The sequence below is a fragment of the Ruminococcus intestinalis genome (assembly GCF_014288065.1).
In the GTDB taxonomy this organism is placed as follows: domain Bacteria; phylum Bacillota; class Clostridia; order Oscillospirales; family Acutalibacteraceae; genus Ruminococcoides; species Ruminococcoides intestinale_A.
This window is the reverse complement of record NZ_JACOPS010000001.1, coordinates 780881-806553: the sequence shown is the minus strand read 5'-3', so window position 1 is coordinate 806553 and position 25673 is coordinate 780881. Positions and strand designations below refer to the sequence as shown.

At 38.4% G+C, this 25673-nt stretch carries 22 protein-coding genes and 1 pseudogene; 7 read left to right on the top strand and 16 right to left on the bottom strand.

Going from position 1 to position 25673, the window contains the following annotated elements; genetic code table 11:
- Positions 1-40: 40 nt before the first annotated feature.
- The 3 genes and pseudogenes from H8R91_RS03925 to H8R91_RS12030 all read right to left on the bottom strand — a co-directional run.
- Positions 41-133: pseudogene (locus H8R91_RS03925) on the bottom strand (manganese catalase family protein); the annotation flags it as partial.
- Entirely contained in the window at positions 133-387 is a 255-nt protein-coding gene (locus tag H8R91_RS03920) for a spore coat protein CotJB (protein ID WP_186934931.1), read from the bottom strand. The gene H8R91_RS03920 and the pseudogene H8R91_RS03925, both read right to left, overlap by 1 nt.
- Positions 380-583, bottom strand: a complete 204-nt coding sequence (locus H8R91_RS12030; RefSeq protein WP_294657101.1) for a spore coat associated protein CotJA — start codon at positions 581-583, stop codon at positions 380-382. The genes H8R91_RS03920 and H8R91_RS12030 overlap by 8 nt, the downstream gene beginning before the upstream one ends.
- Before the next feature lie 167 nt (positions 584-750).
- Between H8R91_RS12030 and H8R91_RS03910 the strand changes: the two genes are divergently transcribed.
- The 5 genes from H8R91_RS03910 (at position 751) to H8R91_RS03890 (ending at position 5545) form a co-directional block, all read left to right on the top strand.
- Positions 751-1287, top strand: a complete 537-nt coding sequence (locus H8R91_RS03910) for a histidine phosphatase family protein (protein WP_186934929.1) — start codon at positions 751-753, stop codon at positions 1285-1287.
- A gap of 19 nt (positions 1288-1306) precedes the next feature.
- Positions 1307-2653, top strand: a complete 1347-nt coding sequence (locus H8R91_RS03905) for an MATE family efflux transporter (protein WP_243237684.1) — start codon at positions 1307-1309, stop codon at positions 2651-2653.
- A 100-nt stretch (positions 2654-2753) separates the two neighbouring features.
- Positions 2754-2906: a six-cysteine ranthipeptide SCIFF gene (gene scfA / locus H8R91_RS03900; RefSeq protein WP_022234662.1), complete on the top strand. Its 153-nt coding sequence runs from the start codon at positions 2754-2756 to the stop codon at positions 2904-2906.
- Between the two features lie 99 nt (positions 2907-3005).
- Positions 3006-4379: a thioether cross-link-forming SCIFF peptide maturase gene (gene scfB / locus H8R91_RS03895; RefSeq protein WP_186934928.1), complete on the top strand. Its 1374-nt coding sequence runs from the start codon at positions 3006-3008 to the stop codon at positions 4377-4379.
- 59 nt (positions 4380-4438) lie between these two features.
- The gene (locus H8R91_RS03890; RefSeq protein ID WP_186934927.1) at positions 4439-5545 is read left to right on the top strand and encodes an SLC13 family permease; all 1107 of its coding nucleotides are present in this window, start codon (positions 4439-4441) and stop codon (positions 5543-5545) included.
- A 545-nt stretch (positions 5546-6090) separates the two neighbouring features.
- On the opposite strand, the gene H8R91_RS03885 is transcribed toward H8R91_RS03890, so the two are convergent.
- Genes H8R91_RS03885 through H8R91_RS03835 form a run of 11 tightly spaced genes read right to left on the bottom strand, consistent with a single transcriptional unit; the run spans position 6091 to position 16462 of the window.
- Entirely contained in the window at positions 6091-6753 is a 663-nt protein-coding gene (locus H8R91_RS03885; protein WP_022234482.1) for a V-type ATP synthase subunit D, read from the bottom strand.
- A gap of 26 nt (positions 6754-6779) precedes the next feature.
- Complete coding sequence (locus H8R91_RS03880; protein ID WP_022234483.1) at positions 6780-8156, bottom strand: V-type ATP synthase subunit B; 1377 nt, start codon at positions 8154-8156, stop codon at positions 6780-6782.
- 14 nt (positions 8157-8170) lie between these two features.
- Complete coding sequence (locus tag H8R91_RS03875; protein ID WP_022234484.1) at positions 8171-9922, bottom strand: V-type ATP synthase subunit A; 1752 nt, start codon at positions 9920-9922, stop codon at positions 8171-8173.
- Between the two features lie 41 nt (positions 9923-9963).
- On the bottom strand, positions 9964-10560 hold the full coding sequence (locus tag H8R91_RS03870) for a FliH/SctL family protein (RefSeq protein WP_186934926.1): 597 nt from the start codon (positions 10558-10560) through the stop codon (positions 9964-9966).
- 21 nt (positions 10561-10581) lie between these two features.
- Complete coding sequence (locus H8R91_RS03865) at positions 10582-10890, bottom strand: V-type ATP synthase subunit F (protein ID WP_022234486.1); 309 nt, start codon at positions 10888-10890, stop codon at positions 10582-10584.
- A gap of 27 nt (positions 10891-10917) precedes the next feature.
- Positions 10918-11355, bottom strand: a complete 438-nt coding sequence (locus H8R91_RS03860; RefSeq protein ID WP_022234487.1) for an ATP synthase subunit C — start codon at positions 11353-11355, stop codon at positions 10918-10920.
- A 56-nt stretch (positions 11356-11411) separates the two neighbouring features.
- Complete coding sequence (locus H8R91_RS03855) at positions 11412-13355, bottom strand: V-type ATP synthase subunit I (RefSeq protein ID WP_186934925.1); 1944 nt, start codon at positions 13353-13355, stop codon at positions 11412-11414.
- 33 nt (positions 13356-13388) lie between these two features.
- Positions 13389-14423, bottom strand: a complete 1035-nt coding sequence (locus H8R91_RS03850) for a V0D/AC39 family V-type ATPase subunit (RefSeq protein WP_186934924.1) — start codon at positions 14421-14423, stop codon at positions 13389-13391.
- Positions 14424-14468: 45 nt separating this feature from the next.
- Positions 14469-14777 (bottom strand): hypothetical protein, encoded by a 309-nt coding sequence (locus H8R91_RS03845; protein WP_022234490.1) that lies wholly within the window; start codon positions 14775-14777, stop codon positions 14469-14471.
- A gap of 17 nt (positions 14778-14794) precedes the next feature.
- Positions 14795-16156, bottom strand: coding sequence for a PFL family protein (locus tag H8R91_RS03840; RefSeq protein WP_186934923.1), 1362 nt, complete (start codon positions 16154-16156; stop codon positions 14795-14797).
- A gap of 36 nt (positions 16157-16192) precedes the next feature.
- Positions 16193-16462, bottom strand: a complete 270-nt coding sequence (locus tag H8R91_RS03835; protein WP_186934922.1) for an ACT domain-containing protein — start codon at positions 16460-16462, stop codon at positions 16193-16195.
- Between the two features lie 175 nt (positions 16463-16637).
- Here H8R91_RS03835 and H8R91_RS03830 point away from each other — a divergent pair, with 175 nt between their 5' ends.
- The gene (locus tag H8R91_RS03830; protein ID WP_186934921.1) at positions 16638-17462 is read left to right on the top strand and encodes a histidinol-phosphatase HisJ family protein; all 825 of its coding nucleotides are present in this window, start codon (positions 16638-16640) and stop codon (positions 17460-17462) included.
- A gap of 225 nt (positions 17463-17687) precedes the next feature.
- On the opposite strand, the gene galU is transcribed toward H8R91_RS03830, so the two are convergent.
- Positions 17688-18560, bottom strand: coding sequence for a UTP--glucose-1-phosphate uridylyltransferase GalU (gene galU, locus H8R91_RS03825; protein ID WP_186934920.1), 873 nt, complete (start codon positions 18558-18560; stop codon positions 17688-17690).
- Positions 18561-18581: 21 nt separating this feature from the next.
- A complete protein-coding gene (locus H8R91_RS03820) occupies positions 18582-19664 on the bottom strand; it encodes an RING finger protein (RefSeq protein ID WP_186934919.1) in 1083 nt (360 codons plus the stop codon).
- Positions 19665-19875: 211 nt separating this feature from the next.
- Here H8R91_RS03820 and proA point away from each other — a divergent pair, with 211 nt between their 5' ends.
- On the top strand, positions 19876-25632 hold the full coding sequence (gene proA, locus H8R91_RS03815; protein ID WP_366477082.1) for an anti-phage protein ProA: 5757 nt from the start codon (positions 19876-19878) through the stop codon (positions 25630-25632).
- Positions 25633-25673: the final 41 nt, after the last annotated feature.

Below are 25673 nucleotides of genomic sequence, written 5' to 3'. Positions count from 1 at the left end.
TATAGCGAACAGCCTGTTTTTTATATGTTTTGGAGTATGCACCACCGTACTGCGTAATAATGATTTTAGCAAGTTTTGCATTGGTTTGTTTGATGTTTACGGGATACTGCAATTTTTTTTCATATACAAACATTACAAATCCTCCTCGTTATCCCACGGCCAAGGATTTTTAACCCACTGCCATTTATTAGCTGTATTTGCCTCTTTGCGTAAAGGTCCGTATTTTTCTTCGTATTCTTCAATCAGGGGCAAAAGTTTTTCTTTACATTCTTTTATCTGCGAGAGTACCTGTTGGTCGTATGGGTGAGTGTCAAGAAAAATCTGTAAATCAAGGATTGAGAATTGATATGTTGATATTTTCTTTAAAAGAATTTCTCTTTCAGTCATTTTTTACACCACCGCATTTATTACCGTAAAAAGGCTTGTTCAATTCCGGAAAAACTGTGCCTGCGTCAAGCGCCTGAACAGGGGAGTAGGTTTTTGGATTACTTTCCTGAAACGGAACGTATGCCATTGCCGGAGGTGTTTTTTCAGGAAATTTTGATGTTGCGTATCTTGAAATTACTGTATTGATAATGTCCACATAAATTTCTCCTTTCCGAGCTTGTTTACTCAATAACATATTATGCACTTGTATAAAATTAGTACCAAACTGCTTTTACGGGAATACTTTTTATGGCAAAAACTTGAATTGTCAGTGAAATTTTGATAAAGTATATAGGGAAGTTTTGTGTACGAAAGGATGATTTTATGGGCTGTGTTTATTTTGTAAGACACGGTGAAACCGTATGGAATGTTGAAAATAAAATTTGCGGTTCTACGGATATTGACTTAACACAAAAGGGTCATGAACAGGCTATAGAAACAGGTAAAAGGATTTTAAACGATAACATAAAGGCAGATAAAATCCTTTATTCTCCGCTTATCAGAGCTAAAAAAACGGCAATGCATATTTCAGAAATAACAGGTATTCCTGCTTTTGAAGAGCCAAGACTTACAGAACAGAATTTCGGAAAATTTGAGGGAACTCCAAGAAACGGTGATGAGTTCAGAATTGCCAAAGGTGAGTTTGTTTGCAGATATGACGGCGGCGAATCTATGTTGCACCTTGCGCAAAGAATTTATAATCTGCTTGATGATGTAAAAGCGAGCGGTGAAACCTGTATTCTTGTTGCGCACAACGGAATATCAAGGGTGATTAATTCATATTTCTATGAAATGACTAACACTGAATATGCAAATTTCGGAGTTAAGAACTGTGCTGTTTTAAAATATGAATTTGAATGATTTGTGGAGGCAAATTTAATTGGATAGGGTAAAGAAAAAAGAATTGGATTTCGGCAATGATAAAATATTCAGTATATTGTTAAGACTTGCACCGCCTGTTATGCTTGCCCAACTTATACAGGCATTGTACAATATAATAGACAGCTTTTTTATAGGTAATTATTCAGAATCGGGACTTACGGCGCTGTCAATAATTTATCCGATACAGTTGTTGATGATTGCGCTTGCGGTCGGTACGGGCGTTGGTATAAATACTCTCATGGCGCATTTTCTCGGTGTTGGCAACAAGGAAAAAAGTGATGAAACAGCAGGCGTAGGAAATTTTCTTGCGTTTGCAATGTGGTTTGTTTTTGCTCTTATATGTTGGTTTATAATGCCGTTTTATGCACAAATATCGACAAATTCACAGGAAATTATAGATGAAGTAATTGTGTACGGCAGAATAGTTTGTGTATTTAGCTTTGGTTTGTTTTTTGAAAGCATTTGGACAAAAGTTATGCAGGCGACGGGAAATATGAAAATACCTATGATTGCTCAAATTGCGGGTGCTTTTGTTAATATTGCTCTTGACCCATTGTTAATTTTCGGTATCGGATTTTTCCCCGAATTGGGCATTGCCGGTGCAGCTATCGCTACAGTAGTAGGACAGATTGCGGCGGCTTTAATTGTAATGAAAAAAGGCTGCAAAAGATCGCCGAAAATATCCAAATACAAAGAATACATAAAGAGAATTTACCACTTAGGTTTTCCGAATATTCTTATGCAGTCTGCATATACATTGTATATATTCGGATTAAATCTAATATTAAAGGGATTTTCCGATCAGGCAGTCACCGCTTTGGGTTTATATTATAAATGGCAGACAATATTTTTTATTCCTCTCGGTGCAATGCAGACCTGTATAGTGCCTGTTATCAGTTTTAATTACAGCGCAGGAACCAGAGAAAGATGCGGAAAAACTCTAAAAGATTCGGTTATACTTGGAATGGTACTTATGCTTATCGGTGTACTGTGCTTTGAAATAATGCCCGATGTACTTATGGGTACATTCTCAAAGGACAGCGAGGTAATCAGAATAGGCTCATATGCGTTAAGGGTAATTGCCGTTTCTTTTATACCAATGGTTACATCACTGATTTTTCCTGTATTTTTTCAGGCAATCGGTTCGGCTTTTAAAAGCTCCGCACTTACAATTCTGAGAACAATTGTGCTTTTTGTACCGCTTGGTTGGGTGCTTGCACATTTTGGACTTGAAAGTTTTTGGTTTACATTCCCGATAACCGAAGTTATTACAACCGCAGTAGGTTTTATTATGTACAAGAAAAGCAGATTTGGCAGAAGGTTAAGTAACGGATATACGATATAATGCTTACAAATTATACAAATTGCCCTGTAATGTTATTGACAAATTTCGCATAATGTGGTATTATAATAAAAATATAATCTTACAAGGAGTATGATTTTCTATGAAAAGAATTAAGACTATTGAAACTCGTGACCTTAAGAAGAGCGTTAAAACAGGCGGTTGCGGTGAGTGTCAGACATCTTGTCAGTCAGCTTGCAAAACATCTTGCGGCGTTGCTAACCAGCAGTGTGAGAAGTGCCTCAGCGAGAAATAATTTAGCTGTGCAAATTTTGCATTAAAAAGGATTTTCAGCCGTTTCACCTTTTGGAGAACGGCTTTCCTTTTGTCTATAAAAAGGATTTGGAGAAAATATATGATACACCAGTATAAGTTAAACGGATATAACATAGTGCTTGATGTTTTCAGCGGCAGTGTTCACTGCGTAGATGACCTTGCTTATGATGTTATTGAAATGTACGAAAATTCCGATAAAGAAAATATTATCAAGGCTATGCTTGAAAAGTACAAAGATATCCCTGAAATTACAGCAGAAGAAATTTCGGATTGCTATGATGATGTTACAGAATTAAAGGATAACGGCAAGCTCTTTACTGCTGATAAATATGAGGACCTTGCATTTGATTTTAAAAAGAGAAACACTGTTATTAAGGCTTTGTGCCTACATATTGCTCATACCTGTAATCTTAATTGCGAATACTGCTTTGCAAGTCAGGGTAAGTACCACGGTGACAGAGCTTTAATGAGTTTTGAAGTAGGCAAGAGAGCTATTGATTTTCTTATTGAAAATTCAGGCAGCAGAGTAAACCTTGAAGTTGACTTTTTCGGCGGCGAACCGCTTATGAATTTTGATGTAGTAAAGCAGATTGTCGCTTACGCAAGAAGTATTGAAAAGGAAAAGAACAAGAATTTCCGTTTTACTCTCACAACAAACGGTATGCTTGTTGATGATGATGTAATTGAATTTGCAAATAAAGAATGTCATAATGTTGTACTTAGCCTTGACGGCAGAAAAGAAGTACATGACCACCTTAGAAAAACCGTAAGCGGCAAGGGCAGTTACGATATTATTGTACCAAAGTTCCAGGAATTTGTTAAAAAGCGTGGTAACAGAGGTTATTATGTGCGTGGTACTTATACACATAACAATACTGATTTTACAAATGATATTTTCCATATGGCAGACCTTGGCTTTACAGAGCTTTCAATGGAGCCTGTTGTTTGCTCGCCAGATGATCCGTATGCGCTTACATATGATGATTTACCTGTTCTTTTTGAGCAGTACGAAATTCTTGCAAAGGAAATGCTTAAGCGTGAAAAAGAGGGCAGACCGCTTACTTTCTATCACTATATGATTGACCTTACGGGCGGACCTTGTATTTACAAGAGAATTTCGGGCTGCGGTTCGGGTACAGAGTATATGGCAGTTACACCGTGGGGTGAGTTATATCCTTGTCATCAGTTCGTAGGCGACCCTAAATATAGTCTTGGAAACATTTATGAAGGTGTTACAAATACTGCTATTCAGGATGAGTTTAAACTTTGCAATGCGTACGCAAGACCGAATTGTAAAGATTGTTGGGCAAAACTTTATTGCAGCGGCGGCTGTGCTGCAAACGCATACCATGCCACAGGCTCAATTACAGGTATTTATGAATATGGCTGTGAGCTGTTTAAAAAGCGTATGGAATGTGCAATTATGATGAAAGTTGCCGAAGCAGAGCTTTAATACAATAAATTCAGCGGTATGGGTTTTCTCATACCGCTTTTTGGTGAGTGATTTTATAAATGAGTAAAATATTTACTTTTTTAAAAAAAGAGATTGTGCTTACTGTATCGTTTGTGCTTGCGATTATTTCAATGATTTTTGTAACGCCAAACGAAAAATATTTTGATTATATAGATTTCCGCAGGCTTGGACTTTTGTTTTCGCTTATGACAATAATGGCAGGTCTAAACAAAATGGGAATTTTCCGACTGCTTGCGAAAAATTTGCTGAATAAGGCAAAAACAATGCGTGGTGTTACACTTTTGATTGTTTTATTGTGCTTTTTCAGCTCAATGCTGATTACTAATGATGTCGCATTGATAACATTTGTGCCTTTTACAATAGTGCTGTTAAAACTTGCGGACAAGCAAAGCCGAGCGATATATGTTGTAACGCTTGAAACAATAGCCGCCAATCTTGGCAGTATGCTGACTCCGATAGGCAATCCGCAAAATTTGTACTTATTTTCGGCTTATAATATGAATATATCTGATTTCTTTAAGACGATTTTGCCGTATGCCTTGATTTCTCTTGTTATGCTTGTATGTTGTTCACTATTTTCAGGTAAATCTTCAATTGTATATAATGAAAATAGGGAAGAATTAAATTTTGATAAAAGACTTATAGCAATGTATATTGCATTGTTTGCAATTGCTCTATTAAGTGTTTTTCGAGTATTAAACTATCTTATACTCCTTGCTGTTGTAATTGTTTTTGTACTTATATTTGACCGCAAGGTGCTTTTAAAGGTAGATTACAGTTTGCTGTTTACTTTCATATTTCTTTTTGTATTCATAGGTAATCTCGGTAATATAAGTCAAATTAACGGTTGGCTTTCGAGTGTAGTTAATGGCAATGAAGTGCCGGTTGGAGTGCTTGCAAGTCAGGTATTTTCAAATGTGCCTGCCACAATTTTACTTTCAGGTTTTACAAATAATGCTACAGATTTAATGATTGGTGTAAATATCGGAGGTCTTGGTACATTGATAGCATCAATGGCAAGCCTTATATCGTTTAAATTTATTCAGAAAGAAAATGTAAGTATCGCAAAATACTTTGGATTATTTACTTTATTTAATGTTTTGTTTTTGGCGGCAAATATAATTTTATGGCTTGTGATTAAATGATTTTTGCGTTCTGTTTTTTATGTTTGATAACATTAAAAATTGTGGTTTAGCGGAGTGTCGGTCGGGGATTGAAATTTAGCTAACGCTAAATTATCCTCCGAAAAGCAAAAAAAGTTTACTCAATTTTTTCAAAAATTGCGGGTTTGGGCAGCGCCCATAAAATCTTCCGATATAACAATTTATCAGGCGCAAACAGCCACGCTGTTTGCGTGTTAAAACTAAGTTTGTTAAAACAGGCGGCAGCCATTAAAAAAACCTATATTTTATCAATGAAATAACGAATTTCTTTTCTTATTGCTATCGCATTTTTAAAGGCTAACGTCGTTGTGTTCAAGCCAACAGCAAGCTGTTCGGCTATCGTTAGATTGCATAAACGGAAAGTATTTGTGGGCTTTGCCCACACCCACAACCTTTGAAAAGGTTGACCAAACTTTTATAATTACTTGTCTAAACAATTTGCTAAACCATAATTTATTCAACTATTGATAAAAAATTTTCCCTTAAAATTGTAAAATCCCACTCTGTTTTTTCAGAGTGGGATTTTTTTAAGCATTTTCTGCTTGTGTTTGTTTTTCTTTTTCAGCCTGTGCTTTTTTTAGTTTTGTTCTCTTAATAACCTTAAGACGGCTGAATTCTTCTCTTTCCTTTTCATCAAGAGCATCGGAAATAAACTTTACGGTTTCTTCAAATTTAGGAATCATAATGTTCTTAAGAGCGTTGGCCCTCTTCTGTGTTTTCTTGATTGAAACCGCAAGACGGTAAACACTGTTTTCTATCTCGGCAAGCTCTGCGGTAAGATACTTAACTTCGGTGAATTTCTCGTAAGTTTTATCAATACCTGAGTTTGTAAGTCGCAGTCCGTAGTGCAGGTAGGTTTGAGGTTTTTTCTCGTCAATGGTGAGAATCGGAATTTCAACACCCATTACACTTCTTGAATCAAGTTTTAATGAGTCTTCTTCAGGAATCGTGTTTGAAAGGTCATCGCAAAAGCCGTTTGTAACATTGGCAGTCTGAAGTGCTATGTAAGCTTCTTCATATGCATTGTCGATCTTCTCCTGAATTGCATTGGCGTGGTCGATAAGCGTCATCATTTCTCTTATAAGAATATTACGCTTACGGTCAAGCAGTTCATAGCCGTTTTTGGCAAGAGCAAGCGACTTTTTGGTGTTCATCAGATTACCTTTTGTAGGTACAGCCTGTACAGCCATAGATGCTCAGCACTCCTTTCTGACGGTTATTTCTCAACATAATACTTGTCAAGAATCTGATCGTCAACACGGTCAAGTTCTGATTTCGGAAGTGTAGAAAGTAATTCCCAACCGAGGTCAAGGCTCTGTTCAATACTTCTGTTTTCGTTGAATCCCTGATTAACAAACTTTGATTCAAACAGTCTGCCGAATTCAATATATTTCTTGTCGATAGGGGAGAGTTCTTCCTCACCGATAACAGATGCAAGTGAACGAGCGTCAATTACCTTTGCATATGATGCAAAGAGCTGGTTTGCAAGTGCCTGATGATCTGCTCTTGTGTAACCCTCACCGATACCGTCCTTCATAAGACGGGAAAGTGAAGGAAGAACGCTTACAGGCGGATAAAGACCTTGTCCCTGTAATGAACGGTCAAGTACAATCTGACCCTCTGTGATGTAACCTGTAAGGTCAGGAATCGGGTGAGTAATATCATCGTTAGGCATTGTAAGAATAGGAATCTGTGTAACAGAACCGTTCTTGCCTTTAATCATACCTGCACGCTCATAAAGTGATGCAAGGTCTGAATAAAGATAGCCCGGGTAACCTTTTCTTGCAGGAATTTCACCCTTTGATGATGAGAACTCACGAAGAGCCTCGGCATATGAGGTCATATCTGTCATAATAACAAGAACATGCATCTCAAGCTCAAATGCAAGGTACTCGGCAATAGTAAGAGCACATCTTGGAGTAAGTGTTCTTTCGATAATCGGGTCATTCGAAAGGTTTAAGAGCATTACAACTCTTGAAAGTACGCCGCTTTCTTCAAAACTCTTTCTGAAGTATTCGGCAACATCTTTCTGAACACCCATTGCTGCGAATACTACGCAGAAGTTATTAGCATTTGCACCGCTGATTTTTGCCTGACGAACAATCTGTACTGCAAGGTCGTTGTGCTTCATACCTGTACCTGAAAAGATAGGAAGTTTTTGACCTCTGATAAGTGTCATAAGTGTATCAATGGTAGAAATACCTGTGTTGATATAGTTCTTAGGATAAATTCTTGAAACAGGGTTGATAGGTGTGCCGTTAATGTTAGCACGCTTTACAGGGAAAATATCTCCGAGTCCGTCAATAGGTCTGCCTGCACCGTCAAGTACACGACCGATAATTTCAGGAGAAAGAGGCATTTCCATTGGGTGACCTGTAAGTCTTGTTCTTGTATTTGTAAGGCTGATTCTTCTTGTACCCTCAAATACCTGAACAACAATCTTTTCGCCCTCAATCTGTACGACACGGCCCTGTCTTACTGTGCCGTTATCAAGGCGGATATCAACAATTTCCTCGTTGGAAACGCCTTTTACTCCGTCAAGAACTATGAGTGAGCCGTTAATTTCTTTAACGCCGACATAATCTATAATCATTGTGCGTTTCCTCCTTACATAATTGAGTCAAGTTTTTCATCAATTTCCTTGATATATTCATCAAAGAGTTCAGGCTTGCTGTTAGGAATATCATATTTCATCTTTGTAAGTTTATCGAACAAACCAAGCTCAATAACCTTTGAAATAGGAATTTCCTTGGTAACAACCTTCTTAGCCTTATCGTAAAGGTGAAGAATTGTTTTCATCATAAGTTTCTGCTTTTCAAGCGGAACATAAGTATCATCAGCGTGGAAAGCATTTTGCTGTAAGAAACCTACACGAACTACTCTTGCAGCTTCAATGACAAGTTTCTGGTCATCAGGAAGTACATCGGAACCGATAAGTTTTACGATTTCCATAAGCGAGCTTTCTTCCTGAAGAAGTGCGCTGATTCTGTTACGATACTCAATAAAGTCTTTACCGAGGTTTTCTTCAAACCAAGGGTCAAGGTCGTTAAAGTATTCGCTGTAGCTGTTCATCCAGTTAATAGCAGGATAATGTCTTGAATAAGCAAGCGACTTATCAAGTGCCCAGAAACAACGGGTAAATCTTTTTGTGTTCTGTGTAACAGGCTCGGAGAAGTCTGAACCCTGCGGAGAAACCGCACCGATAAGTGTTACAGAACCCTCACCGCCTGAAAGAACTTCCGCACGGCCGCCACGCTCATAGAATTCGGCAAGTCGTGAAGGCAAGTAAGCCGGGAAACCTTCCTCGGCAGGCATTTCCTCAAGTCGGCCCGAAATCTCACGAAGAGCCTCGGCCCAACGAGAAGTTGAGTCAGCCATCATAGCAACATGGTAACCCATATCTCTGTAATATTCGCCAAGTGTGATACCTGTGTAAATTGATGCCTCACGGGCTGCAACAGGCATATTTGATGTGTTGGCAATAAGAACGGTTCTGTCTGTCATAGGACGCTGTGACTTAGGGTCGATAAGTTCAGAGAATTCTTCGAGTACCTGGCTCATCTCGTTACCACGCTCACCGCAGCCTACATAAATAATAATATCAGCGTCGCACCATTTTGCGAGCTGGTGCTGTGTCATAGTTTTACCTGTACCGAAACCGCCAGGTATAGCGGCTGTACCGCCCTTAGCAATAGGGAAGAGAGAGTCAATAACTCTCTGACCTGTAATAAGCGGAATTGAAGATGCAAGTCTGTCCTTTACAGGACGAGCGGTTCTGATAGGCCATTTTTGACAAAGTGTGAGGTTGTGCTCAACACCGTTATCATCTTTAATAACAACAATTGTGTCAAAAAGCTTGTATTGACCGTCAGGCATAACCTTGGTAACAACGCCTGAAAGTTCAGGGTGAACCATAAGTCTGTGTTCAATGATTGGTGTTTCGGGGAGTGTAGCATAAATCTGACCACCCTCGAGTTTGTCGCCAACCTTTACTTTCATTGTAACATTCCAGAGCTTTTTGTCATCAAGAGAAGAAACAGATGCACCTCTGTCAATGAAAGCGCCTGCCTGTTCCTCAATAGCCTTAAGAGGACGCTCAATTCCGTCAAAAATATTATCAATAATTCCCGGTCCGAGAAGTACATTCATAGGTGCGCCTGTACCTGTAACAACATCTCCCGGTTTAAGACCGGTTGTTTCTTCATATACCTGAATTGTGGTAAAATCAGAAGTTATACCGATTACTTCACCGACAAGGTTCTGTTCACCTACATGAACCATTTCCATCATTTCAAAGCAATCAGCATCTTTTACGGTAACAACAGGTCCGTTAATTCCATAAATAACATTATTTTCCATTTGTATTACCATCTTCTTTCGGATAAAATCAAGAAGGTCAATTAGTTAAGAACGCTCAGACCTGAGTTCTCAATAAACCATTCTCTCTGTGCAGCGAGCTTTGTGTCGAGTGTTTCATCGGCAACAATTCTCATTGATTTGCAGTAGCCTTTAAGACCGCCGATTTTGATTGAGTTGTCTTTAACAAGTTCAGCCATTCCGTGGAATGCGGCAAGGATTTCTGTTGAATACTTCATATCCTTTTCATTTATATAAACAACACAACGGTTATCGTCAAAAAGTTCTGCAATCTGTCTTGCACTGTCAACAAGTTTTAATTTATATTCTTTGGTTTCTGTGTATTTAATAAGCTTTTGTGCAGCCATTTCAAATACTTCGTCAGTCATTTTTGCTCTTTCTCTAAAGAGTTTTTTCTGACTTTCCTGAACAAGTCTGGCAAGTTTGCTTGTTTCTACATACTTTTTAGCTTCAAGCTGCTGCTGTATGTAGCGTTCGCTGTCACGCTTGCCGTTTTCTTCGGCTTTTTTGAGTTTTTCTTCCTTTAAAAGCTCAACTTCAGTATTGGCAATAGACTTTTGTTCTTCGGTGTATCTTTGTATGGCTTGCAAAAAGTTATCGGTTTTTGTGGTATTTTCCATATTAATAACCTCTCAGCTCATTCAGAGTTTTACGCCAATAGCGTCCTGAACATATTTTGTGATACTGTCTTTGGTGCGTCCGTTGCCATGACGGTCGGGGATTTCTACAATCAAAGGCTTTTTGCGGTTGAGCTTTAAGTCATAGATAAGGTCAGGGCAGAGAGAAACAAGAGTTTCTGTCATAAGAATAACAGCCACATCTTCTCTCTCCATAGCCTTAGTAAGCTCTCGTGTAACCTCTTGTTCCGTATGAACAACTACACCGTCAATACCTGCAAAACGCATACCCATTTTAGTATCAACATTATCGCTTATAAGAAAAAATTTCATTTTTCGTCATATCCTTTATTTCTTCAATTAGCTGAAGAGAATCAAGATTGAGATAAGCATACCGTAAAGGGCAACACCTTCACCGAGAGCAACGAAGATGATTGCTTTACCAAATGCCTTTGGATCTTCACTTGTTGCGCCGATAGCTGCAGGAGCTGCGTTACCTACGGCAATACCACCGCCGATACATGAAAGGCCAACTGCGATAGCTGCGCCGATATATGCAAAGCTCTTAGATGACTGCTGAGCAACCTGTACTGCCTCTGAAACTGTGTTTGCATCTGCTGCACCTGCTACGATTGGGCAAAGAAGGCAAATTGCAAATACTGCTGCGAATGAAGCAATCTGCATTAAAACTGTTTTCTTTCTGTTATGACCTTTTTCGTAAGCCTTTACAGCTACAACTACTGATGCTACAAGAAATACAACAGGGAGTGCCAACATAACTAAATTTAAGATGCTCATAATGATTTACCTCCAAAAATAAATAAACAATAAAATATATAATTAAGTTTTTCAACTTAACTGTTTTGTGTAAGTTTTAGCTTGACAGGTTCGTATGGTCTGCCTTCGCCTGAATAGAAACGGCTGAAAAGCTCATAGTATTCAAGTCTTAATACCTGAATTGCTACGAGGAGAGCCTCAAGTACCATTACTATAACATTACCTACTACAACAATTGGCCAGTAGGCAATAGGACCTGCGGTTTCGGCAAGAACAAATACAACCATCATCATACCTGCGTGAACAAGAACGAATGCGCCTACACGCAAGAAACTCATTGTGTTTGTTACATAGCTTAAAAGAACTTCAATTGATTCAAAAATATTTTCAACAATGTAGTCCTTCCAGCTTTCCGGTTTCCAGTCAGGTTCTTTGTTTACCAATCCGCCAAGCGGCTCGGCAAAGAAAATTAAGATAAACGGAATTACAATCAGGAATATAATGTACGGAGCGTTGAATACGGGAAGTCCGAACAAAAGCTGACCTGCAATACCGAATACTATTGCACTGTAGAAAATTATACCTGCCACACCGCTCGTGCTGAACAATGCTCTTCCATAATCCTTTTGACGGATTGATGTGTAGACATTGAGGAACATTGCGGTAATTAAAAGGAATACGCCAATGCCTATGGCTACAAGAATAATCTTTGTTGCCATTTCGGAGCTCATTACCTCAATAGGCTTTTCTTCAAGTCCGAAGAGAGCTTTGTACATGGGGTCGAGCAAATGCTCAAATCCGAACACACTGCCGAATACAAGTCCGAAGAATGCAGATGAAATACCGCACGGTGCAAGTATTTTACCAATTGCCATCTTTTTGATTTTATACATCAATATACCTACAACAGTAAGGCAGATACCCTGACCGACATCGGCAAACATAATACCGAATATAATAATGTAAGTTATTGCAACAAAAAGTGACGGGTCAATTTCATTGTATTTTGGCACGCCGTACATTGAAGTATAAAACTCAAACGGTCGTGCAAGGAAACAGTTTTTGAGTTTAACAGGCGGAGATTTTTTAATCTCGTTCTTTGCGTCTGAAAATTCAACTGTAACGCTTCTGTGTTTGCAAAGTCGTTTTTTAAGCTGTTTTGCAAATTCTGTCGGCACCCAGCCTACAATAATAAAGCTCTTGTTGTACTGCAAAGCTTTAGTTCTTATAGTTGAGTACAAAGAAAGTTCTTCAAGTTTTGACAAATATTTTAAAATTCTTTCTTTATTAATGGAAAGATAATCGTCAATACGCTTTTCGGTATCTTTGTAAACATCCTCAAGGTGGGGAATAAGTGCCGTAAGTTTTTTCATATGCAGAGTTGGCGTTGAATTAACACCGATTATGTCGCATCTCTCAAAGAAAAGACTTGAAAAAACTCTGTCAATTTCTTCTGTCTTATCAGCTGGAGCAAGATAAACGCCCCAATAATAAGCTTTATCTTCTGTACACACCGAAAAATCAATATAAGGGTCATCCTTATAATTTTCCAGTTTTACATAGCTGTCCTTAGGAAGTCTTCCGAATCTTGCATTTACATATTTAAGCTCAAGCAGCTTTTCTATTTCAATGTCAAGTCCGACAAAGTGCTTTGTTTCGTCAAGATTTTGTTTTGCCTCAAGCAATTGCTCGGCGGCAAAATCTCTGTCTTCAACAAGCTCGTTTAGTTCATCGCAAATCTTATTGCAAAACAATTGAATATCCTGATATGTCGGATTAAAATTGCTTACATCGACAAGCGGGAACTGCCTTTTTGTAAGTCCTAATGAAGCCTTGAGGTTAGTGAGATGTTCGGCATAAATATTTTTGGTCTGAAGATGTGAAAAGCCTTGGGTATTGTTGTAAAAAACAGACACATCATCGGGATGAAAAACTCCCGATTCTCCCAAAACGGTAATAACATCGTCAATCTCATCCATAAAGCCGATTATATTAACAGCTTGCATGGTTGATACAGCCAAATAAAATCACCTCTTTGTTAGTGGTACTGCTTACTAAACGATAAGCAGGGACTGTATTTTTTTAGAATCAAGTTTATATCGTGTACCTTCAATCAAGGTTATAATATTCATAAGCTCGGTTTCGGCAACGAACATATATGAAATCATCACAACAGAAGGATTGTTTGAGAAATACATATTCTTTCTTGCAAGTTTGTATTTTACTCTTGGGCTGATGTCACTTGCGTAAACATAACCTATTTGTTCAATTAACTTACCGGTGTGAGTTTCCTGCATTACGGAGAATACTTCTCCGGAGGATTCCGCACGGCACATTCTGTCGAGAGTTTTTTCACTGATGCTTGAGAAAGGGTAGAGCAGGTTGTTTTTTATTTGCTCCGGTGTAAGGTTATAATACTTTTTAAGACGAAGTACACGGGAGAAATTATTGTAATCGTTGATTACGGTAAAAAGCTCCATAAGCTCTTTTCTTTCAGTGCCTTTTGTTTTGCTCTTTATTACCTTTTTGAGGTTGGAGAAAACAAAAGTATAAAGATCATTTTCAATATCCGATATAGGCAAAAGATTGTTTTCGTCGGGCTTGTATTTTTCAAATATTTGAGAATACTTTGTATTACTCAAAATGGTGAGAAATTCATCGTAATTTCTTGCAAGCGCAAGTTTCTGCAAATCAATCTCCGTATGTTTTGCAAAATATGTCGGATACTGATAAATAAACTTTTCAGTAGATGAAGTATTCAGCAAAGTGAGAAAGCGCATTATCTGTTCAATCTCGGTTCTGCTTATAACATAAGCTGAAAAGCCGGTGCTCATCTGGGAATCATATCTGCAAAGCGAGTCAAACTCATAGAAAAGATGCTGCCTTAAAAGAACCTCAAGTCTGCCACGGTGAACATCACGCTCATTTATATCACGCAATGCCTCCGCATAGTGCGTATATGACTTAAGATAAGACATTACTTCTGCAACACTGTTTGAGTTAAGCAAACTGTTGTAGTCCTTTTCGGTAAGTCTTTTACCAAACTTTGCTCTTGCTTTTGCAAGCACCGCAAACGAAGTGGAAGACACAGCTTTCGCACCTCCTTTAAAATAATATGCTTAATAAATGGATAGTTATCCGATAGTTCGTTTAGCAATTTCATCTGACCATTTGTCAGCATTTGCCTCGAAATCAGATTTAAGTTTAATTAAAACAGATTTATGCTTCTGACGAGTATCCTGCCACTGATGTCTGATGTCCTTGTCAATATAAGCACTCTGGCGCTCAATGGTTTCGTCAGCTTTTGACATATAGGAATCGTAGATTACCTTTGCTTGAGCGTCAATCTCTTTGGCAAGAGCTTCTTTGTTTTTTTGATTTTCTTCATCGAAGGCTTTTGCCTCAGCGTCTGCTTCAACAATCTGTTTAATCATATCCTTCAAAAAATCACCCCCTGAAATTAGTTCTTGAGAGCCTGAAGCGGTGCAGGAATTCTTCCTCCTCTGTTGATAAATTCAGCCGGTGAGCCTTTTCTTAGCGGCATTACAGGACCGTAGCCGAGAAGTCCGCCAAAGTTAAGTGTTTCGCCTGCTTTTTTACCAATAGCGGGAATAAGTCTTACAGCGGTTGTCTTAGTGTTTACCATACCGATAGCTGCTTCGTCTGCAATAATTGCAGAGATAACCTCGGCACTTGTGTCACCCGGTACAATAATCATATCAAGACCAACTGAACATACGGCTGTCATAGCCTCAAGTTTAGTTATGTCGAGATACTCGTTTTCAGCTGCATAAATCATACCTGCATCCTCCGATACCGGAATGAATGCGCCGCTAAGTCCGCCAACATGTGACGAAGCCATTACGCCGCCTTTCTTAACAGCATCGTTAAGAAGCGCAAGAGCAGCAGTTGTACCGTGACATCCGCATACTTCAAGTCCCATTTCTTCAAGAATATGTGCAACACTATCGCCGACTGCCGGTGTAGGTGCAAGTGAAAGGTCAACGATACCAAAAGGAACGCAAAGTCTTTTGCTTGCTTCTTTTGCTACAAGCTGACCCATTCTTGTGATTTTAAATGCGGTTTTCTTAACCATGTCGGCGATTTCGGCAATATTTTTGCCTTCGCCGCCCTTAGCAAGAGCAGCTCTTACTACGCCCGGTCCCGAAACACCGACATTGATAACGGTATCAGCCTCGCCGACACCGTGGAAAGCTCCTGCCATAAACGGGTTATCTTCAGGAGCGTTACAGAATACTACAAGCTTTGCAGCGCCAATGCAATCACGGTCTGCTGTAGCTTGAGCAGTCTGAACTACAGTTTTACCCATCATTTTGACTGCATCCATATTGATACCGGCTTTTGTTGAACCGATATTTACCGAAGAACAAACAAAATCGGTAGTTGCAAGTGCTTCGGGGATACTCTCTATAAGCGCATAGTCACCGCTTGCGAAACCTTTTTGTACAAGAGCGGAATAACCGCCGATGAAGTTTACGCCGAGTTCTTTTGCGGCTTTGTCGAGTGCGTGAGCAAATTTTACTACCTTTTTACTCTGGCATGGTGCAGCTACCATTGCGATAGGGGTAACTGAAATTCTCTTATTTATAATAGGAATACCGTACTCCCTCTGGATATCCTCGCCTGTTTTTACGAGGTCTTTGGCAGAACGGCAGATTTTGTCGTATACCTTTGTGCAGGCTTTGTCAATATCGTCATCAATACAGTCTAAAAGTGAAATGCCCATTGTAATTGTTCTTACATCGAGATTTTCGTTATCAATCATATTGATAGTTTCAAGTATATCTTTTGTTTCGAGCATAGGTGTTTATCCTTTCAATCCATATTTAAGGGCAAATTAAATTCTGTGCATACTGTTGAATATATCTTCGTGCATTACATGAATCTTAGTTGCGGTAGCCTCTCCGACAGCGTCAAGGTCGGTTCTTAACTTTTCAAAATCAATTTTATCTTCATTGAATTCAATAAGCATAACCATTGCAAACATATCCTGAAGAACGCTCTGTGTTACCTCAACGATGTTTGCGTTGTCAGCAGCACAAGCAGCTGATACCTTTGCAAGTATTCCGACTGTGTCCTTACCGATTACTGTAATTATAGCTTTCATAAGTTACCTCCGTATTTGCAAGATTTTAATTTTATTCCTGCAAAAGAATTATAAAAGAATTATATGATTGTTTTTTATCATTACCTTATTATATAACTAAAATCTAAGAAAGTAAAGCCTTATATTGCATAAATTTGGCGAATATGGTATTATTTATTACGGAGGCTTGATAACTATGATTTTATGTGATGTTCATACTCATTCAAACAATTCTTTTGACGCTGAAAATACAGTGGAAGAAATGTGTAAATCTGCCATAAATAAGGGATTTTACGCAATAGCAATTACCGACCATTGCGAAGCACCTTTTATCAAGTTTGGCTATAACAAAGAATTCGGAGATTTTAACGAAAGAATACCTTTGTCATTTTTGCAAACCAAAAACGCACAGATAAAATATAGACAAAAACTCAAGGTTTTATGCGGAATAGAGCTCGGCGAGCCTATGCACGATCCGGAATGTACCGAAAAAGCGCTTTCTTTTGGCGATTTTGACTTTGTTTTAGCGTCTTTGCACAATTTAAAAAATATGGAAGATTTCTATTTTATCGACTTTAATAATTGTAATATTTCCGAAATTTTGAAATTATATTTTAATGAACTTGCAGAAACAGCGACCTTCAGTGACTTTGACAGCCTTGCTCATCTTACATATCCTTTAAGATATATTTTTGAAACAACAGGGGAATATCCCGACCTTACACCTTATCAAGATGTTATTGACGATATATACAGAACACTGATTTCAAACAAGAAAGCTCTTGAAATTAATACTTCGGGTTTATTCAAACCTATCGGCAGAACTTTGCCCGATGAATTTCAGCTAAAGCGCTATCGTGAACTCGGCGGAAAGCTTATCACTGTCGGAAGTGATGCCCACACAAGCACTGCTGTCGGAAACGGAATAGAAGAGGGAATAAGACTTGCACATAAGTGCGGATTTAAGTCGTATACTATCTTTGAAAAGCGTCGCCCGATTACTATACCGATAGAATTTTAATTAAACTATATCGTATATCTTAATAGATATTGTGTTGTTTATCATATTATAACGCAAGTTTAAAATAATTCAACCACTAATTTTGGTTACTGTATCTATTAATGTACAAAACTATAAATATTGTTTAATAAACCGAATAAAAACAAATAAAAAACAGACATTTCTCAAAAGTTGGAAATGTCTGTTTTGTGCTTTAGCTTAATTATTTTATGTCAAGACAGCTTATTATAATGTCTTTGCAAGTTCTTTTATGTATTCTCTTAATTGGTCTTTAGTTTCGGGATGTTGAAGACCTACTTCGATTTGAGCCTGAATAATACCGAATTTATTGCCCATATCGTATCTTTTGCCCTCAAATTCAACGGCTGTCATACCGTCTGTAACAGCGATTTCACGCATTGCGTCTGTAAGCTGAATTTCACCGCCTATGCCCGGCTGTGTTCTTTCAAGAATTTCAAAAATTTCTGACGGAAGAACACATCTGTCTATGATAGAGTAAAGTGAGAGAACTTCTTCCGGAGTTTGCGGTTTTTCTTTCATATCTGTGCATTTAAATACATTGTCGTAAATATGCTCAACTTTAAGTGAACCGTATTTATGAATGTCTTTTGCATCAACTTTTTTAACGCCGACAACACCTTTGCCAAACTCGCCGTAATGTTCAATAAGCTGACCTATGGCTGGTTTTTCGCCTACGATTGCGCCGTCGCCGAAAAGTACGGCAAAAGGTTCATTGCCTACAAAAGACTTTGCTTTTAAAATAGCGTGGCCTAAACCCTTCATTTCTTTCTGACGAATGAAAGTGATATTTGCGAGATTTGAAATACCTCTTACTGTTTCAAGAAAATCAAGTTTGCCGCTTTTTTCAAGGATTGCCTCAAGTTCAGGGGATGCATCAAAATGGTCTTCGATAATGCCTTTACCTCTGTTTGTAACGATAAGAATATCTGTTATTCCGGCTGCAACTGCCTCTTCAACGATATACTGAATTGTCGGTTTGTCTACGATCGGGAGCATTTCCTTTGGCATTGATTTTGTCGCTGGAAGTACTCTTGTGCCGAGTCCTGCTGCAGGTATAACTGCTTTTGTAATTTTCATATTTTCCTCCGATATTTGTTTTTAAACGAACAGCGGCATATAAGCGATTGCTAAAAATACAAATGTTGCCACAACTGCTATGGCAAGGTTTACGCCACCCTTGTTTTCAATTTGCTCGTTAATTTTTGACTTTGTGATTGCTGCTTCTTCGTCTGATTCTTTATCAAAACTCGAAGCGTAGTTTTTAATTGATGAAATTTTCTTTATGCAGTGTTTAAAATACATTCTGTTTGTTCTGAAACCGCAGATAAGCATAATGGCAAATCTGATTGCTCCGAGAATGTACGGAACAGCAAAGTACAAAAGATTTGTAGAGGACATACCGGCAAATAAATCGCCGACATTAGCACCGCTGTATCCGCTTTGAAGTATGGCAGAGTAATTATCCATATAAATGTTGTATGCCTCTGTAAATTCAGGTGTGGATTGTATAATAAGTGTGCCTGCAAGCAATCCTACCACGATTACCGATATAACAATGCCGATTGCGTACATTTTCCTGTAAAGCATATATGCACCGGGTAAAATAGCGGATACAAAGCTGAATCGTGATTTATTTGTTCTTAAGATTGAACCGAAAACACGCATAAAGTAGTTTGTATTTTTGCCGACAAATTTTGAAACCTCACCTGCGGTTACATTATCTGCCATTTTTTCGTCTGCCTTAAAACCTGCCATCGGATCAAACGCAATAAAAGGTATTCCGCCGTTTTGCGGATTTTGACCGAAAGGAAAACCGTTCATATCCGGCGGAACATTATTATTTCCGTTTACGGAATCATTCTTGGGTTGATTGTCTTTTAACAGAGGCGCTCCGCAATGTTCGCAGTAAAACAAAGTATTGTCGTTTGGATGACCGCAAATTTTGCAGATTACTTCATTGTCTGTGCCGCTCTCTTTGTCAGCTTCAAAGTCATCGGAACTGTCCGGTTGATCATTTTCAAATGAAAAATTTTGTGAATGTTTATCCTGATAAAAGCAGTGTTCCTCCTGCTCGTAGCATTCTCTGTGGTGCGGCGTGCCGCATTCAGGGCAAACTACTATATCATCGCCCTCTTTAAACTGTTTGTTACAAACAGGGCATTTATATTTATAAAAATCCATATTTGCCTCCGGGTATTTTTATACAAACTAATTATAACAAATAATCTTATTAATTGCAACCATAAATTATTATAATATTTTAAATGTATATAATCTCTGAATTTTATTATTTAACCGCAAAAAGAATATATTTATTTACAAAATATTGTAATAAATTGGTAAATCTGATATAATGAAAATGTTAAAATTTTTTTAGCAAGGAGGATTACTTGTGAATGATAAAGTGAGCGTACAAGTGGTAACCTTTGGAGCAATGAATTTTGCAATGCAGCAAAACTATGTTCCGCTTGTGCGCAGCGTAACGATAAAAAATAACAGCGATGAGGAAATTAAAGATATTATGTTAAAAATTTCCTTTGAACCTGAATTTGCAAAGCCGTTTACACATAGAATTGAGGTTTTACCTCCGCATACCGAAATTGAGGTAAGTCCTGTTAATATTATAGTATCTACGGAGTTTCTGTTCTCACTGACAGAGAGAATTGTTGCACAGATCAGCGTACAGCTTTTATGCGGCGAAGAAGAACTTGTAAATGCCGGTGACAATATTGATTTGCTTGCCTATGATGAGTGGAGCGGCTGCTATATAATGCCTGAACTGATTGCGGCTTTTGTGACACCTAATCATCCCGCTGTCTCGTGCATCCTTAAAATTGCAACCGATTATTTAAGAAAATGGGGAAAAGACCCGAGCATAACAGGTTATCAGAGCCGCAATGCAGATGTTGTAAAACTGCAAATGGCTGCTGTTTATGCCGCTTTACAGTCAAAAAATATTGTGTATAATAATCCGCCTGCAAGTTTTGAAAAAGTAGGTCAGCGTGTGCGACTTCCTTATTCTGTAATTGAGCAGAAACAAGGTACTTGCATTGACCTTGCGGTTACATATGCGTCTTGTCTTGAGGCGGCAGGACTTTTCCCTTTAATAATGATAAAAAAAGGTCACGCATACTGCGGCTGCCGCCTTGAAGAGGAAACTTTTGCTGATTGTGTAATTGATGATTTTTCGGCTATAGACAAACGAACGGTAAGCGGAAATGAAGATATTTTGCTTGTTGAATGTACGGATTTTACGGCGGGAGAAAAGATTGATTTTGACAGAGCGGTAAAGCACGGAAAAAATAATCTGTCAGATTCGGAAAATTTTATATGTGCTGTTGATGTTAGAAGAGCAAGAGCGGGAGGACTGCGACCGATTCCGCAAAAAATAGATAGCAACAGTATTTGCGGTTATGACGGGACGGTTGATTCGGTTTCTGATTATCAGGCAGCTGCACCTAAGAAACTTAACAGAAGCGGTACAGGTGTAATCGGATATGAGGAAAGTTCGCTTTCAAGAATACAGATATGGGAGAGAAAGCTGCTCGATTTCAGTTTGAGAAACTCACTTTTAAATTTCAGAATTACCAAAAACGCTTTGCCGATTTTAACTCATGATCTTGCCGCTCTTGAGGACAGTCTTGCAGACGGAGTATCTTTTTCAATACGGGAATTGCCGAGCGAATGGATTGCGTCACTTAGAGATGCAAGGCTTTATGAGATAGAAAACGAAAATGACCTTGCAACAAATATTGCAAGCGAAGAGTTTAAAAGCAAAAGACTTTGTGCGGTTATGCACGACGAAGAACTTGAAAAAACTCTGAAAAATATTTACAGAACAACAAAGTCGAGCATAGAGGAAAACGGTTCAAACACACTTTTCTTAGCACTTGGATTTTTAAAGTGGTACGAAAGCGATATTTCGGAAAAGCCACGCTATGCACCGCTTATTATGATTCCTGTTGAGCTTGTAAAAAGTTCGCATAATAAAGGCTATTTACTGAGAAGCAGACAAGAGGAAACCCAGATTAATGTTACATTAATTGAGTATTTAAGGCAGATTTTCGAACTGAAAATACCGAGCCTTGACCCACTGCCCGAGGACGAGCACGGTACGGACATTCCGCTTGTTTTCAATACGGTTCGTAATTGTATTCTTGACAAAAAGCGTTGGAATGTTGTGGATACGGCTTGCTTGGGACAGTTTTCGTTCGGTCAGTTTGTAATGTGGAGTGACCTTAGAAACCGTGCCGACGAATTAATGCAAAATAAGGTTGTTGCAGGTCTTATTGATAAGAAAATTACTGTTGAGCAGGAAGAAAATCCGCTGACGGTGTCTGAACTTGATGAACGCATCGCACCCGATGACCTTGCAATACCGTTGAGCGCAGATTCTTCACAGATGCTTGCCATTGCAGAGGCGGCAAAGGGAAAAAGTTTTGTACTTCACGGACCTCCCGGAACAGGTAAGTCGCAGACAATTACAAATTTAATCGCAAATGCGCTTTATCACGGTAAATCTGTTCTTTTTGTCGCAGAAAAAATGGCGGCTCTTAATGTGGTTCAACACAGACTTGAAAATATCGGTCTTGCTCCGTTCTGCCTTGAACTTCACTCAAATAAGGCGAGCAAAAGCAGTGTGCTTTCTCAACTCGAAAAATCACTTGAAGTCGGCAGAATAAAGCATCCCGAAAAATACAAAGCAACAGCAGACAGGCTGAAAGCTATGCGTGTGAGTATGAATTCTGTAATTGACGGACTTCATAAAAAGCACGAGAGCGGAATTTCCGTGTATGACGCTATAGAACAATATGAAACCTGTGCCGAATTTAAGAATAAAATAACAATTCCGCAAGAAGTTATTAACACTGTTAATGATGACAGAATAGAACAGCTTTCATCCTTAATTTTAAGTTATAAAAATTCTGTTGACGGTGTAGGTGATATAGTTAATAACCCGCTTAAAAATATTTCTCTTACAGAATATTCTATACCGTTAAGAGAAAAGCTGTATTCGGATTGTGTAAATTTGCTTAATCTATATAATAATGCAAAATCGAGCGTTGAAAGAATTTTCGGTACATTTAATATCAATGCCGAATTAAGTGAAAAATCAATCAAAAACATTTTAAATCTTTGCAGAGCGTTGCTTATTCCTTCGGCTTTTTCTCCAAGCCTTATTCTTGAAAATAATTACAATGCGGTAAGTCAAAAGCTGAATAATTATTATGAAAGCATTTGTAACGAAAACAGAGAAAAACAAGAGATTGAAAAAGTGTTTACAAGCGGTATTTATGAATATAACTGTATTCAGGCTCTTAATGAATGGAATGTCGCTCAATCAAGTTGGATACTTAGCAGACATTCAAAACAGAAAAAACTTTTGAAAGAAGTTGCAACATTTTGTGTTATGCCAAATGCCGTTACCAAAGAAAATATTATCAATTGGTATCAGCAACTTATTAATTTTAATAAATTGCACAATGATAATATGACTTGCGGTAATGAGCTTAGGTATATACTTAATGAATTAGGTTCTGATTTTAAACAGGCAATTGATAAAACCGATTTCGTCTACAATGCGATAAGTGTGTATAACTATAATGAAATCAGAACAATATTGAATGCTTTTAAGAATATTAATCTTGCACAGCTTGGAAACGATGTTAATTGTGCAGAAAATTATATATTAAAATGGAATGAATTTTCCGACATTTTCAAAGTTAATATTGATAATGAGCAGAGCAACAATTGGCTTGACCGCACCGAAAATACTCTTAATAATATAAGTAAGAATATTGACAAATTGTATGCGGTTACGGAATATAACGCTAAGCGTGAACAGCTTGCAAATGAACAGCTTGAGTGTATTTGTAATGCGGTTGAAAGCGGTATTGTTAATAAGGAAAATGCAGTTGACGCTTTCAGATGCAATGTGTATTATGCGCTTGCACTCAAATATATTTCTGTTGACGAGAGCTTGAGCACATTCAGAAGCAACAGCTTTGAGCAAACTATAAAAGAATACCACGCATTAATTGATGAATATTCAAAACTTACTATTCAGGAACTTGTGGCTAAACTTTCATCTCAAGTGCCTGTTTCGGGTTCGGCGGGTGCGTCGTCTTCCGAACTCGGTATTCTTAAAAGAGCGATAAAAAGCAACGGCAGAATGATGTCGATAAGAAAGTTGTTTAACGAAATCCCTGCATTATTACGCAGACTTTGCCCGTGTATGCTTATGAGCCCGATTTCTGTTGCGCAATACATTGACCCGTCATTCCCTAAATTTGACCTTGTGGTGTTTGATGAAGCATCACAGCTTCCGACAAGCGAAGCTGTCGGCACGATTGCAAGAGGTGAAAATGTTGTGGTAGTCGGTGACCCTAATCAGTTGCCGCCGACAAGTTTCTTTAAATCAAACAGAATTGATGAAGAAAACATAGAAAACGAAGATCTCGAAAGTTTGCTTGATGACTGCCTTTCAATTTCAATGCCGCAGATGTACTTAAAATGGCACTACCGTTCTCGCCACGAAAGTCTTATCGCATACAGCAATATGAAGTATTACGATAATAAACTTTATACATTCCCGTCGCCGAACGACAGAGTGTCGGCAGTTAAGCTTGTACACATTGACGGCTACTACGATAAGGGCGGTACAAAGCAGAATAAAGCCGAGGCAGAGGCTGTGGTAAATGAAATTATCCGCAGATTATCCGATGAACAACTGCGTACAAAGAGTATCGGCGTTGTAACTTTTAATATTATTCAACAGAATTTAATTGAAGATATGCTTGCCGATGAATTTTCTAAAAAACCCGAACTTGAAAAATACGACAGCGAATCCGCAGAACCCGTATTTGTTAAAAATCTTGAGAATGTACAGGGCGATGAGCGAGATGTAATTCTGTTTTCAGTCGGCTACGGTCCCGATAAGGACGGCAAAGTTTCTATGAACTTTGGCCCGCTTAACCGTGACGGCGGCTGGCGCAGACTTAATGTTGCAATTTCAAGAGCAAGACAGGAAATGATTGTGTATTCCACTCTTACTCCCGAGCAGATTGATTTGTCACGCACAAGAGCACTCGGTGTTGAAGGGCTTAAAGGCTTTTTGAAATTTGCGGGACAGAACCGAAATATTGTTATACCCGACGGCAAAGTTTCTGTTCATAACGATAATAGAGTTATTGAAGAAATTGCCAAAGAGATAGAAAAATTCGGCTATAAGGTGAACTGCAATATCGGTTGTTCGGAATACAAGATTGATATTGGTATCGTTGACCCTGAAAATCCCGACAGTTATCTGCTCGGTATTCTTGCCGACGGTGAAAACTGCAAAAATTCCGCAACATCTAAAGATAGATTTGTATTACAGCCCGATGTGCTTGCAGGTCTTGGCTGGAAAATTATGCGTGTATGGACTCTTGATTGGCTCGATGATTCGGCTCGTGTAATTGAAAAGATTAAATCAGAAATTGAAAATGCGATTTCGGGCAAAAATACCAAGCAAAAAATTTCAGAGCAAAGCAAAACTCAAAATTTAGAATTTGAAAAAATTGATACATCAACACAGATTGAACAGACAAGACAGCGAAAGTACGAAACAGTCGATTCTCAAATTCTCGGAAGTTCTGAAAGTTTTTATACAGCAGCGGCAGGGGTCGAAATTCAAAAGCTGATGTTTAAAATTATCTCTGTTCAAGCACCAATAAGTAAAAAAGCATTGTACAAAAGTGTGCTTTCGGCTTACGGCATTTCTCGATCGGGTAACAGGGCAGAGGCAATACTTGACGGTATTCTCGGCAGAATAATGCACTCCGAAACCTCTGACAACGGGGTGATATTCGTATGGCAACCCGAACAAAAACCTGATGAATACAATGTTTATCGTGTATCGGAGCAAAACGAGAATAGGCGCAATATTGACGATATTTCCTCAAAAGAAATATTAAATGCAGCCATTCAAGTTTTGAGCGAACAAGGCGGTATGCAAAAATCTGACCTTATTAAAGAAAGTGCCAAAAAGTTCGGTTTTACAAGAACAGGCACGCTCATTGATACAACGGTCGGTTTTGCTGTCGATAACGCAATCAAAAACGGCAAACTTGTTGTATCGCAGGACGGAAAAATTACAGATAAAACATAATTACATAATTACATAATTACAAGATAGGAAAAATATAATGC